The organism is Enterococcus sp. DIV1937 (assembly GCF_050535975.1).
In the GTDB taxonomy this organism is placed as follows: domain Bacteria; phylum Bacillota; class Bacilli; order Lactobacillales; family Enterococcaceae; genus Enterococcus; species Enterococcus faecalis.
Window position 1 is genome coordinate 1,046,402 of the sequence record NZ_CP172909.1, and the last position, 13,568, is coordinate 1,059,969.

Here is a 13,568-nt window from a genome sequence, read left to right on the forward strand (position 1 = left end):
TCGTTTTCTGAGCTTGTTTTTTTTTATTTTTTGACCAATCGGAAGAGTCGCTTGGGGAAAAAACGTTTGACAATTCGTTCCAGTAGCGAGGTCACCATAAAGCCCGCTGCGATAGCTGCAGCAGTAAAGACAACTTTTAAAATCAACTGCAAACCGTCATCAATATTTCCTAACAAAATGCTCCGAACCGCTTGATAGGCAGGGCCTCCTGGCACTAAAGGAACCAAACTTGGAATATAAAAAATAATCATCGGCATTTTTTTGTAACGGGAAAAAAAGATACTAGCGATTCCTAACCCGACCGTTCCTAAAAAGTTTGCAAAGGTTTGACTAGCATCAAAAGTTTGCGTTAAGACATAATAAATCATCCAGCCTGTCATGCCAGTAATGCCACAAGCCACCAGTGCTTTACGAGGAATGTTCGTAATAATACCAAACGTCACAGTCGCTAAAAAACTAAAGAGAAGATGAAAAATTAGTTCCATTTGAACACTCCTTACATAAATAATTTAAAAATCAAGGCAATCCCTAGGCCAACAGACCCAGCAATAAAAATAGCTTCTGTTCCTCGCGCCGTCCCGCTGATGAGGTGGCCGGCTAAAATGTCGCGAAAAGAGTTCGTAATCGCCACACCTGGAACTAACGGCATCACCGCACCAATAATAATATTATCGATGTTGACCGCTAAGTGAAAATGCACAGCCAAATAGGCCAACAAACCAATGACAAAAGCGGCTGCGAATGAATCGAGGTAAGGAACTTGGAATAACTTTTGGGTAAAAAGATAACTGGCATACCCAATCACGCCAACAAAAAAAGTTGCAATAAAATCTTGCCAAGTGCCACCAAAAATGTACATTAACGTACAACTAACAATCCCGGCTGCTAACAAGCGTAACGAAATTGAAAAAGTGGGGGTATCTGTTTCTAATAGAGTTAAGCGCTGATAAAGCTCTGGTAAAGTAATCTCTTTTTGCGCAAATTCTCTTGATAACTGATTGACAAGGCTAACTTTTTCCAAATTAATCGAGCGCTGGGGGATGTTTTCTAATTGCGTATAATTACTGGAACGAAAGCCCACGAAAATCCCTGTAGCCGTCGTGTAACAAACGCTCTCTGGCTCGCCAGCATTTGCTGCAATCCGAGTAATTGTATCTTCGGTTCTATATACTTCAGATCCGCTTTCCAGCATAATTTTTCCAGCTAAAATGCATGTATCAATAATTAATTGTTTTCTTTTTTCGCTATTAACCAAAGGAATGGCTCCTTTCATTTCGAGTTCACTTTTAGTGTATCATTTTTTTTAAGAACTGTACGCAATTTAAAACAGAGATAGAAAAAAAGTGTGATTTTTTACAAAAATGAAACGAATCTTAAGAATAAATGAAAACAAATAAGGAATTAGTAAAAATTATGGCTTAGTTGTAAGAATCTAGGATCTTTCCTTGCATTTTAGTAGGAAACATCCTATCCTAAACATAGAAAAACAAAGGGGTCAATAAAAATGGACAACCAATGGTTACTCTACGGAATTAGCAGTGTCGTATTAATTATTTTAATCAGAAGAACAATCCTATCAGGAAACATCGTATTAAGTTGTTTGTTGGGAGCGATTTTGCTGATTCAAGTAGTGGGAGTAGCTCTCTGTGCACAGCAGAAAAAGAAAAATGAACATACAAAAGAACTACCTTCTTCTAAAGTACATCAATAGAAGAAGGTAGTTTTCTCTTATAGTAAATCAAATTTTTTCAAGCCATTAACAATGCCATTCTCAGTATTTTTAGTTGAAATAAAGGTGGCTTTTTCTTTTAGTTCTTCTCGCGCATTACCCATGGCAATTCCATAATCACAGGCCTCAAACAGCGCCAAATCATTGATGCCATCACCAAAGGCATAAGTCGGAATGCCGTTTAATCCCAAGGTGTTAAAAAGATTTTTGACACCAGAGCCTTTAGAAACCCCTTTACGAACAATATCAATTGAAAAAGGACCATTGCGATAAAAGGTCAATTCAGGAAACCGCTCATAGTAATATTCATCATCATCGCCATGTTGACTTAAGACCAACATCATGTTGACGGCATCATTCTCATAACCTGTGGGATCAATTTCTGGAACAGCTGAATGAATATAATCATAGGCTTGTTTCACTGTGCCAGTATGCCCTGTACAAAAAATACGGCGCTCATTGTAAAAAGCCAATTCATGACCACGCTGTTTGACATGTTCATGCAGTGAAACACATTCCTCTGTTGTAAATTCATCTGAATAAATCGTTTTTCCTTCATAATGAATAAATTGCCCGTTCATTACAATCGCAGAATCAATGCCACTGTCTTTCATAATTGGCTGAATCTCACACAAGGTCCGTCCTGTCGCAATTAAAGGTAAAATTTGATTGTCTTTCAAGGCCGCCACTGCTGCGGTAATCTCAGGAGTTATTTGCGATGTTCCATCTAACAAAGTTCCATCTAAATCAAAAAAAGTAATAGCTTTCATTTTATCCATACCCTAACATCCTCTCTACGCTTGTTATTTTAACAAACTTTTCTGAAAAGACAATGGGTTCCTTTCGTTTTCTTTAAAAGAGCAGGAAAAAAAGTGATTTTTGATGGTTCTGTAAAGGATTTTTGAAGAAATATAGAATCGGTTGGTACAAATTCAATTTTAGAGTATACTACAATAGAGCAGTTTTATGAAAAGTGAATAAGGAGTGAATGAAATGAATATATTAATGATTGAAGACAATGAATCCGTCTCAGAAATGATGCAAATGTTTTTCTTAAATGAAGGGTGGGAAGCTACCTTTAAAGATGATGGCAAAGAAGGATTGGCGACTTTTCTTGCTTCGCCAGAAAAATGGGACATGATTACGTTAGACTTAAACTTACCTAGTATGGATGGGATGGCTGTTTGTCGTGAAATTCGCAAAGTTTCAGCCAATGTTCCCATTATTATGTTGACCGCTCGTGATTCTGAAAGTGACCAAGTAATTGGCCTTGAAATGGGTGCGGATGATTATGTGACAAAACCATTTAGTCCATTAACTTTGATTGCACGGATGAAAGCTCTACATCGTCGTGCCGAGGTGGCAGAGGCTGCGCATGATACGTCTGAGAATACAGATGAAACGTTTGATGTGATTACGGATCATTTTAAAATGAATACGAAAACACGAGAAACATATTTAGATAATCAATTAATTGAAGGCTTAACACCTAAAGAATTTGATTTGCTATACACTTTAGCAAAAAAACCACGCCAAGTCTTTTCACGCGAACAACTACTAGAATTGGTTTGGGACTATCAATACTTTGGCGATGAACGGACAGTTGATGCCCATATCAAAAAATTACGACAAAAAATTGAAAAAGTAGGTCCTCAAGTCATCCAAACGGTTTGGGGCGTAGGGTATAAATTCGACGATTCAGGTGTTGCTTAATGAAGTATTTGTATCAACAATTACTTGCTTTTATAGGTGTGATCGCTCTGATTATTCTCATTGTCGGAACGTCTTTCACACAATTGACCAAGCGCACAATGCAAGAAAATAACTATGAACAGCTATATGGTTATGCAGAATCGGCTTTAGAAACACGTGACTTTTTTATTAATGTCGCAGGCGTTTCGGATCGAGATGTTTTATCCTATTCATTTCAGTTGACTGAGCGTGTACTCCAGAAGCAAGATGTGCAATTTGTGTTTATTAACAAGGACCGCGAAGTGCAGTACCCACCAGTTGATAGCACAAAAAAATTAGACTTTTCCTTAATCGATAAAAATTGGGATCAAATCATGAAAGGCAATCGTGTTTATGCAACAGAAAACATTGATATTTACGGGGCCCGAAATACTTCGTCCTATGTAATGTTACCGGTGTATGCATCAAATCAGTCTTCTGATAAAAAAGTGATTATTGGTTCACTCGTTATTACACAACCTGCCAAAAACGTTGACCGAAGTGTTCAGTCCGTGACACAAAACTTGATTAAAGGCTTTATTTTTTCTGGTGTGATTGCCTTGTTACTAAGTTATCTATTTGCGACTTTCCAAGTGAAACGAATTAATCGGATGCGCAAAGCCACCAAAGAAATCACTAGTGGAAATTTTGATATTCAATTACCGGTTCATGACAAAGATGAATTTGATGACCTAGCAGAAGATTTTAATAAAATGGCTGCGTCTTTAAAAGAATCACAAGAAGAAATCAATCGGCAAGAAGAGCGCCGTCGTCAATTTATGGCGGATGCCTCTCATGAAATGCGGACGCCTTTAACAACTATTAATGGCTTGTTAGAGGGATTGCAGTATAATGCTATTCCTGAAAATCAAAAAGAGAATGCGATTAAACTGATGCAAAATGAGACCGCTCGCTTGATTCGCTTAGTCAATGAAAATCTTGATTATGAAAAAATTCGGACCAACCAGATTCAAATTGTTGTGAAGAAGTTCAACGGAACAGAAGCTTTAGAAAATATTGTGACTCAACTAACGGCCAAAGCTGAAGCCGCCGGTAATCAATTGTATTTAGACACCACCGAACCAATTGATGTGTATGCCGATTATGATCGTTTCGTTCAAGTAGTTGTCAATATTGTTCAAAATGCCATCCAATTTACTGAAAATGGCGAAATTCATATTGCTTTAGAAAAAGGCTATTTAGAAACTATTGTCCGTATTTCTGATACAGGAATCGGCATGACGGAAGAGCAAATTCTGAATATCTGGGATCGTTATTACAAAGTAGATCCATCCCGTAAAAATACGAAATATGGAGAATCAGGATTAGGCTTACCAATCGTTCAACAATTGGTCCGTTTGCATAAAGGAAAAATCAATGTTGAAAGTGAACTTGGTAAAGGCACCACATTTATTATTTCATTTCCTGATGTTGAAATTACTGAAAACTAAAGAAAACGTCTGGTCACAATCAGTGCCAGACGTTTTTTTAGTTTAATAACGCATGTAGAGACAGAGGGTGCACATAGGGACTATCAATAATTTGTGGATCTTTTGTCAGAAATAGCAAGCGCTTGTTTCTTTTTTGAACTGCTATTTTTAATTGAGGTAAAATTTCTTGACGTTGTCCAATCGTTAATGAAGAAAAGATGTCATCAATCACTAACGTACTTGTTTTTGAAAGCAAAAGTTGTATTATGCGCATTTTAATTTTTTCAAAAGTCGTAAAAGAAGTAAATGAACGACCAAGTAAGGCAGGTTCTAATTGGAACACCTGGAAAGCTTCGGCTAGAACTACTTTTCGATCCCGTTCTTTGATCGTACTAGCGATAAATAAATTTTCTTCTAATGGCAAGTAGGGCAGAAAGGTTTCACTAGAAGAAAGCCTAGTAATGGTTAGTTGGTTTGTTTGGAAAACATCGGCCAATGCGAGTTCTTGTTCTGGAGCAGAATAAATGATTCCATAAACTTCTCGCAAAGCTAACGCGTCGAATGAGGATTTTTTTTCGGTTGTTTTTTTGAATGATGGTGTGACATTCATAGAAAATCCCTCCCTTATTTCTGATGTGTGCGTAAATAAATCAATGTAAAAGGAGTCCCGCAAACAAGAGGAATACCAAGCAAGATTAAGCAGTTAACAAAGCAATTACGGATTGTATAAAGTGACTGCATACTTTTAAAATCAAAAGAAAACGCTTGGATCGTTTGAATCCCTAAATGCTGGATATTTGTAATCGTGACATCCTGGTCGGTACTTTTAGCTAAAAATGCTGGAGTTTCCAAATGAGACCACTGTAAAATAGCATCACGAGCAGCCCAAAGAACAGTATTATACGTTTCTTGAAACATTAAAGTGAAAAGTAAAAAACTGAAAATTCCTAATAGAGCCGGTAAACATAACTCTAGTAAGAGCTGTTTTGTGACATACATATTTGAAAAGTGCATGTGATACCATGTATGTATTTCTTCCTTTTTTATGCGTAATGTCACATACATCAACAGAAGAAAAGTAACACCAAAGAAAATGACACTACCTAGATAGAGGTGCCAATAGTATTGGATCAGTTGGTAATGGTAACTAGTTTGTTTTTCAATATCGACAAAGTCTGGCATCGTTCGTAAAAACTCTTTTTCAAAATCAATTAAGTTAAACAGCCCAGTCAATAAGAAAGAGAACAGGAAGAAGAAGAGTGCGGTGATTAACGTGATTTTTTTATGATAAAAACTACTAGCTGTAGCGTAACGGACACTTCTCATCAACTTTCACCTCTCTAAACTATCTTTAGTATAGTGAAATAATATGAATTAATTATGAAAAAGTAGCAAAAAAGCTTGAGCAAATTGCTCAAGCTTTTTGAAGATTTATTTACCAGTTTTTTGATAGCCTTGATAACTGTCAGTGTGATATTCATCAACGGTGGATTTATTATTGTTTTTACTGTAAACACTCGTTGATTTTTCACCTTTTTCTTTTTCAATTGCTTCCAGTTGTTGCAATTGGTTCTTGTAATCATAGTCTTCTGGATTAACTGGTTTTAAGCCGCTATTGGTATAGAAACGAAGCAAGTCACCGTTAGTAATTTGGTCAGACGTTTCTAATTGTTTCGTCGCTTTGGCTTTTAAATCAGCGACTTCTTTCTTAACTTCTTCGGTTGGCTCTGTAATTAAAGTGCCTGTTTTAGTATCGTAAATGCTAGAACCTAAAATAGTATATTTAGGTGTTACAACATTGCCGTTCCGGAAAGCAACGATTTGATTGTGTTGTTTAGAGAATAAATCTTGGCCTAACTGAATGTAGTTTTTCGTATCGACACCAAGCAAGTGTAGAAGGGTTGGTAAGGCATCAACTTGGCCGCCATACGTATGGTTCACACCGCCATTTTCTTGACCAGGAACGTGAATCATATAAGGAACACGTTGCATATTGGCGTTGTCAAAATCGTTCCAATCTGCTTTGGTTTTACCTACTAACTCTGCTAAGTTTTGGTTTCTTGAATTAGAAACCCCATAGTGATCGCCATAAAGAACAATGACTGAGTTTTCATAGAGACCTGAAGATTTCAAGTAGTTAAAGAATTCTTCGACCGCTTTATCTAAATAATTCGCTGTTGCAAAGTAACCATTAATTGTTTCGTCAGAGGTTTTTGCAATTGGGAATCCTGCTTCATCGTTTGTAAATTGAGAATAAGGATAATGATTGGACACAGCAATAAATTTAGAATAGAACGGTTGTTGTAAATGTTCTAAATATTGAACGGATTGATTAAAGAATGGTTTATCGTGTAACCCATATTGGAATGAGTTATCTGAATTAACATCATAATAACTAGCATCAAAGAAATAGTCATAGCCTAAACGTTTATAGGTTTCATTTCGATTCCAGAAGTTACCGGCATTTCCGTGGAAAGCAGCGCTAGTGTATCCTTGCGTTTGTTTTAAAATATCGGGTGCTGCTTCAAACGTATTTTTCCCACCAACTTGTGTAAAGAGTGAACCTTGGTCTAAACCAAATAGTGAATTTTCAAGTAACGTTTCGGCATCACTTGTTTTTCCTTGACCAACTTGGTGGAAGAAGTTATCAAAGCTAAAGGTACTTTTACTATTGTAAAGACTATTGATAAATGGTGTGACTTCGTGTTCTACGCCATTTTCATCTTTTAATTTGTAATTAACTAAAAATTGTTGGAAACTCTCTAAATGGATATAAATTACATTTTTGCCTTTTGCAATACCAAACTTACTATCATCGGGTGCCGCATATTGTTGTTTCACGTAATCTTCAACTTGTTTCATATCGTTAGCACTGGCTTCGGCACGGACTTGGTTTGTTTGGTAAGTTGTAATGCCATCGTATACGGTAAAGGCATTTAAGCCTAAGAATTTCACGATATAGTCACGAGAGAATTGACGTCCTAATAATTGGGGACGTTCTGTTTCAGCCATAAATAGATTGAATAAGAAAAAGACAACAGAAAGGAGTGTGACAGAGACTGCTACACGTGCGCGGACTGGACGCGCATCTGTTTTAATTTTTTTCGTTAATAATAATACGCCAATAATAATGAAGTCTAAGAAATAAATGACGTCATAAGGTCTAAAGAGACGTAAGGCACTTTCGCCAAGACCGCTAGCTACTTTGCCAGCACCAAGCATCGTATTAACTGTGATGAAGTCAGTAAATTCTCGATAATACACGACATTTGAGAAGAGCAGTAAACTCATCAAGAAGTAAATAATCATCATTGTAATATAAGAAGCTTTTTTACGGCGAACATACAAAGCGATGGCTAATAAAAAGACCGTTGTGGCAATTGGATTAATTAAGAGTATGAAATACTCGTTAATATTTTCCAAACGTAAATGGAAATCAACGGCGTACGCAAAGAGGTTTTTTAGCCACAGTAAGATGGCGATTAGCGAGAATAACCCCAGTCGCGTGTTCAAAATATTTGTTTTAAATAATTTTTTCAAAATAAACGTCCTTTCTAAACGATGATTCTATAAAAGTAAAATTAGGTAAATTTCGTATTTTACAATATCGCTTTAATTTTACTCTTTCACAAATTTTATGTCAATTCTTACCGAAGTGAGGAATGGGGATGTTAAAGAAAACTTACTATTTCCTTAAACTTTTTAGTTCGTTAAATGACGTGAAGCTTGAATCCTTTAAAGACAGATGGGCCTTTTTTTGCTATACTAGATAGGACTTTGAAAAGTAGGTGTACAGAATGAAACTTCAAGTAACTAAAAAAGCAGAACATAAATTTAAAAAAGGATATCCTTTAATTCAGAAAGAAGATTTGCAACAAGTGCCAGCGCCGTTGCCAACAGATTGGCTTACTTTGATTGATAGTAAAGGCCAGCGTTTAGCCGAAGGATATTTAGGCGAACAAAATAAAGGAATTGGTTGGTTGCTGTCATGGCATGGACCAATTAATCAATCTTTTTTTCAGCAACTTTTTGAAATAAGTCGTGAGAAGCGGACGTCTTTTGAAAAGGATTCGCTGACAACCGCTTATCGATTATTTAATGGAGAAGGGGATGGCATTGGGGGAGTGATCATCGATCGCTATGCAGATTACGCCGTTTTTTCATGGTATAATGAAACCCTTTATCAGAAAAAAGCCGAACTTTTGACGGCGTTTCGCACAGTTTACCCTGACATTATTGGTGCCTACGAAAAGATTCGCTTTTCCACAAAAGATTTACCAGAATCACAGTTTTTGTATGGCGAACAAGCACCCGAGCCATTACTTGTCACTGAAAATGGCGTTCAATTTGCTACCTATTTAAACGAAGGATTAATGACAGGCATCTTTTTAGATCAAAAAGAAGTTCGTGGTCGATTAGTAGATGGTTTTGCAGTAGGTAAAACAGTCTTAAATATGTTTAGTTATACAGGTGCTTTTTCAGTAGCTGCCGCTATGGGAGGTGCCGTGGCCACCACTAGTGTGGATTTAGCTAAACGAAGCTTACCGAAAACGACTGAGCAATTTGAAGTCAATCATTTAAATCTTGCCGCGCAAAAGATTATTGTCATGGATGTTTTTGACTACTTTAAATATGCTTCACGTAAAGGCTTGAGTTATGACATGATCATTTTGGATCCGCCGAGTTTTGCTCGCAACAAAAAGAAAGTTTTTTCCGTTGCTAAAAATTATGGGGAGCTAGTGAAAGATTCTATTGATATTTTAACGGATAAGGGAACGCTTATTGCCTCAACCAATGCGGCAAATTTATCCTTAGCCAAATATCAAAAAATGGTGATTACTGCCTTGCAAGAGAAAAATGTCCGTTACAAGATTACGGACACGTATCAATTACCGGCAGACTTTCAAGTGAATCCTAATTTTCCAGAAGGTAATTACTTAAAAGTCCTGTTTATCGAAATTGAAAAATAATTTTTTACACCAAGCAAAAGTCCCAGCGCCGCTAATCGGCATTGGGACTTTTGCTTGGTGTTTATTTTATAGTAACTTTTGGGCTTTTTGGGTGTTTGCAAAATGCAGCTTCGCGTAGTTCGCTAATAAGTCTAGGCCGCCTTTTTTCAAAATACGGGCGGCTACTTGGTCTGATTTGCTGCCGGCACCAGAGGGCACAGAGAAACCCAATTCTGCAGATTCTTTGTCTAACTCTTCTAAAAAAGCAGCGCGGCTAATAATAGAGGCGGCAGCAACAGCAACATGATACTGCTCTCCTTTAGTGACGAAGAACAATTTTTCAGTGACTTGATTTTTTTCATTACGAACATATTTCCGATAATTATTTTCAGGGGTGAACTGGTCAATCAAAATCCCTTCTGGTTTTGTGGGAGCCAATTCTTGTAGCAACAGATAAATCGCTTGGTTATGCAAAGCGACTTTCATGTGTACAGCATTGTAGTTTGGTTGGATCTCATTGTATTTTTTTGGTTCAACGATTAATAACTTGTAAGGAATCAGTTCTTTAATGACATGTGACAATTGAATAATTTGTGGGTCGGTTAATTCTTTGGAATCACGAACACCTAATGCTTTTAGTTTGCTAATCATGCTTTTATCAACATAGGCAGCACAGACAGTTACTGGACCAAAATAGCTACCATTACCGACTTCATCGGAACCTATCACAGACCAGTTGCCAAAATCAGCAGGCAGTGTAGTAGTCTGGGGAGAAATTTTTTTCTTTGGTGTGGTACTCGTTCCTTCCCAACGAGCGGCCTCTTTTTCAGCTTGAGCTCCCTGAAACATGACTTTACCTGATTGATAAGCAGTGATGGTAGTGGTGCCAACCTTGGCCACAAAGACAGTATAAGGGACCGTTTTATTTAAACGATTGGGTTGATAAACAGTGGTCATCTCTGCTAATGTTTTTTTACTAACTTTAATTACGTGATTCTGTGCCATCAATTGTTCCTCATTTCTTGATATTTCTTCTTTACTATAGTAAAGGAAAAACAAGTAAATGAAAAGGTTTTGCGTTAGCTTGTTCCTGAAAATGACAATGTTTAGGAAATGTATAATTTTTTTCTATAGTTGGGCGCTAGTTGTTATCTAAATTTTTATTCAGTGCTATACTGTGGGAGAGAAGGAGACGATGAAAGAGTCGACTAGAACAAGGGGTGATGTGTTTGAGAAGAAAAAAAGAAATGCAAGAAAATGAACCAATAGCAGTGACTGCTAACGCGGAACGCTATTATCCAGAAGATAAACAAGGCTTGACGGCCGCACAAGTTGAAGAAAGACAGCGAAAAGGCTTAGTCAATGCCGCCGTCGATACAGAATTTATCACAACGAAACAGATTGTTATTAATAACGTATTTACGTATTTCAACTTAATTTTTGTGGTACTAGGTGTGTTATTAATGCTGGTACAATCTTATAAAAATATGACCTTTTTGCCAGTAGTAATCATTAATACGGTCATTGGAATTTACCAAGAAATTAAGTCGAAGAAAGTATTAGATAGCTTAAATATTCTAAATGCTACAAAAGTAACCGTTGTGAGGGATGGCCAAGAACAAGAAATTTCGCCAGATGAACTGGTTTTGGACGATGTGGTGCTCTTTAAATCGGGTGAACAGATTTCTGGGGATGCAATTGTCTTATCTGGTGAAGTCCGTGTGAATGAATCCTTGTTAACTGGGGAATCTGATGAGATTACCAAAGTAGCAGATAGCCAACTTTTGTCAGGTAGCTTTATTGTGTCAGGTTCTTGTTATGCAAGAATTGATAAAATTGGCGCTGAGGCCTATGTTCATCAATTAACGCTTGAAGCGAAGTCAATTAAAAAAGGGGAACAATCAGAGATGGTCGGTTCCATTAACCGTTTGGTGAAATGGGTAGGGATTATTATTATCCCGATCGGCTGTGTTCTATTTTTCCAAAGTTATTTCATCAACCATCAAGGGCTTCATGACAGCATTGTCTCCATGGAAGCTGCCTTGATTGGGATGATTCCAGAAGGGTTGTACCTTTTAACAACCGTTGCATTAGCTGCCAGCACAATGCGCTTAGCGAAGCGCGGCGTTTTATTGCACAACATGAAAAGTATCGAATCCTTAGCACGTGTCGATGTGTTATGTGTAGATAAAACAGGAACAATTACTGAAAACACGATGGAAGTCCAAGAGTTGGTTCCTGTGGTGAGTATCGAAAATGATGGTACAGACTTAACCAATGTCGAAAAATTAATTGGCGATTTTTGCCGAACAATGTCAGCTGACAATGATACGATGAAAGCGATGAAAGAATTTTTTGTTACTAATAATCAGAGGGAAGCCGTTAGCTATACCTCGTTTTCGTCTGTCGAAAAATTTAGTAGCGTGACTTTCCCAGAAGCGACGTATATTCTTGGGGCGCCAGAGATGATTTTGAGAGACAATTATGAAATGTATCAATCTGAAGTGGAACATTATACAAGTCAAGGCTATCGCTTATTGGTGTTCGGAAAGTATTTAGGAGAATTTCAGGAAACGTTGGCAGCAGAGGTTCAACCTCTAGGCTACATTCTTCTTTGGAATCCGATTCGTAAAGAAGCCAAAGCAACTTTTGAATATTTCGCTGAACAAAATGTGGCCATTAAGGTCATTTCTGGCGATAATCCTTTAACAGTATCCAATGTAGCACAAGCGGCAGGCATTATTGGTGCTGAAAATTATGTGGACGCGCGAACATTAACTACAATGGAAGCCCAGACAGAAGCTTTAGAAAAATACACCGTTTTTGGTCGTGTCACGCCAGAACAAAAGAAACAATTTGTACTATTGTTGAAAAAATTAGATCATACAGTGGCGATGACAGGGGATGGAGTCAATGATATTTTAGCCATGAAAGAAGCAGATTGTAGTATTGCCATGGCTTCAGGAAATCAAGCTACAGCACAAGCCTCGCAAGTTGTGTTGTTGGATTCTGATTTTTCAACGATGCCGGAGGTTGTCTTTGAAGGCCGCCAAGTAGTTAATAACATTGAACGCTCTTCAAGTTTATTCCTTGTAAAAAATATTTTCTCCTTGCTAATGTCTGTCTTTGCTATGATTTTTGCCGTGACATATCCTTTACAACCGACACAAGTCACATTGATTAGTTTATTTACAATTGGGATTCCTTCGACATTTCTAGCTTTGGAACCAAATCATCGTCGCATTGAAGGGAAATTTCTTTTCAATGTGTTATCAAAAGCAATTCCTGGTGGGTTAACGGATATGTTAGTAGTCGGTGCCTTACTAATTTGTGGTGATATTCTTGCACTTCAAAAAACGGACATTTCAACGACTGCAACATTGTTGCTAGTTTCAGTCGGCTTTATGGTTCTTTATAAAATTAGTTCACCAATGAATCGTTACCGCAAGCGCGTAATGATTGGCTGTTTAATCGGAATGGTTGTTACAAGTATTTCCATGAAAAACTTGTTCTCGTTAACTTCGGTATCGCCAACAGCCTTGTTACTTTTAGCCATTCTTTTCTTTGCAGCAGACTCAACTTTCCAACATTTATCAACCATTTCTGAAAAAGTTCAATTATGGTTTTATAAGAAAAGACATTAGGAGCAAAACACCGAGCCAAAATTATTTTGGTTCGGTGTTTTTTGTTTTTTATTGTTGGGAAAAATAAAAACACTTGTACCTAGTT

12 protein-coding genes are annotated in these 13,568 nt (G+C 37.2%); 5 read left to right on the top strand and 7 right to left on the bottom strand.

Annotation, left to right across the window (positions count from 1 at the left end):
* Positions 1-23 precede the first annotated feature (23 nt).
* Entirely contained in the window at positions 24-485 is a 462-nt protein-coding gene (locus tag IGL13_RS05125) for a threonine/serine exporter family protein (protein ID WP_002357877.1), read from the bottom strand.
* Positions 486-496: 11 nt separating this feature from the next.
* Positions 497-1,273 (bottom strand): threonine/serine exporter family protein, encoded by a 777-nt coding sequence (locus tag IGL13_RS05130; RefSeq protein ID WP_002378231.1) that lies wholly within the window; start codon positions 1,271-1,273, stop codon positions 497-499.
* Between the two features lie 231 nt (positions 1,274-1,504).
* Here IGL13_RS05130 and IGL13_RS05135 point away from each other — a divergent pair, with 231 nt between their 5' ends.
* Positions 1,505-1,711 (top strand): hypothetical protein, encoded by a 207-nt coding sequence (locus IGL13_RS05135; protein WP_002357875.1) that lies wholly within the window; start codon positions 1,505-1,507, stop codon positions 1,709-1,711.
* A 17-nt stretch (positions 1,712-1,728) separates the two neighbouring features.
* Here the strand turns inward: IGL13_RS05135 and IGL13_RS05140 are convergent, their stop codons facing one another.
* Positions 1,729-2,508 (bottom strand): Cof-type HAD-IIB family hydrolase, encoded by a 780-nt coding sequence (locus IGL13_RS05140; RefSeq protein ID WP_002378232.1) that lies wholly within the window; start codon positions 2,506-2,508, stop codon positions 1,729-1,731.
* Positions 2,509-2,722: 214 nt separating this feature from the next.
* On the opposite strand from IGL13_RS05140, the gene IGL13_RS05145 reads away from it, so the two are divergent.
* Both IGL13_RS05145 and IGL13_RS05150 read left to right on the top strand, forming a co-directional pair.
* Positions 2,723-3,442, top strand: coding sequence for a response regulator transcription factor (locus tag IGL13_RS05145; RefSeq protein WP_002381953.1), 720 nt, complete (start codon positions 2,723-2,725; stop codon positions 3,440-3,442).
* On the top strand, positions 3,442-4,911 hold the full coding sequence (locus IGL13_RS05150) for a sensor histidine kinase (RefSeq protein WP_002357872.1): 1,470 nt from the start codon (positions 3,442-3,444) through the stop codon (positions 4,909-4,911). Before IGL13_RS05145 ends, IGL13_RS05150 begins: the two co-directional genes overlap by 1 nt.
* Before the next feature lie 37 nt (positions 4,912-4,948).
* On the opposite strand, the gene IGL13_RS05155 is transcribed toward IGL13_RS05150, so the two are convergent.
* The 3 genes from IGL13_RS05155 to IGL13_RS05165 form a co-directional block, all read right to left on the bottom strand.
* Complete coding sequence (locus IGL13_RS05155; protein WP_002357871.1) at positions 4,949-5,500, bottom strand: hypothetical protein; 552 nt, start codon at positions 5,498-5,500, stop codon at positions 4,949-4,951.
* A 14-nt stretch (positions 5,501-5,514) separates the two neighbouring features.
* A complete protein-coding gene (locus IGL13_RS05160) occupies positions 5,515-6,216 on the bottom strand; it encodes a hypothetical protein (protein WP_002357870.1) in 702 nt (233 codons plus the stop codon).
* 105 nt (positions 6,217-6,321) lie between these two features.
* Positions 6,322-8,430 carry an LTA synthase family protein gene (locus IGL13_RS05165; protein WP_002357869.1) on the bottom strand — a complete coding sequence of 703 codons (2,109 nt, stop codon included), beginning with the start codon at positions 8,428-8,430 and terminating at the stop codon, positions 6,322-6,324.
* 257 nt (positions 8,431-8,687) lie between these two features.
* Between IGL13_RS05165 and IGL13_RS05170 the strand changes: the two genes are divergently transcribed.
* Positions 8,688-9,860 (top strand): class I SAM-dependent rRNA methyltransferase, encoded by a 1,173-nt coding sequence (locus tag IGL13_RS05170; protein WP_002378233.1) that lies wholly within the window; start codon positions 8,688-8,690, stop codon positions 9,858-9,860.
* A 66-nt stretch (positions 9,861-9,926) separates the two neighbouring features.
* Here the strand turns inward: IGL13_RS05170 and rnhC are convergent, their stop codons facing one another.
* Entirely contained in the window at positions 9,927-10,844 is a 918-nt protein-coding gene (gene rnhC, locus IGL13_RS05175) for a ribonuclease HIII (protein ID WP_002401533.1), read from the bottom strand.
* 218 nt (positions 10,845-11,062) lie between these two features.
* Here rnhC and IGL13_RS05180 point away from each other — a divergent pair, with 218 nt between their 5' ends.
* Positions 11,063-13,483, top strand: a complete 2,421-nt coding sequence (locus IGL13_RS05180; RefSeq protein ID WP_002401532.1) for a cation-translocating P-type ATPase — start codon at positions 11,063-11,065, stop codon at positions 13,481-13,483.
* Positions 13,484-13,568: the final 85 nt, after the last annotated feature.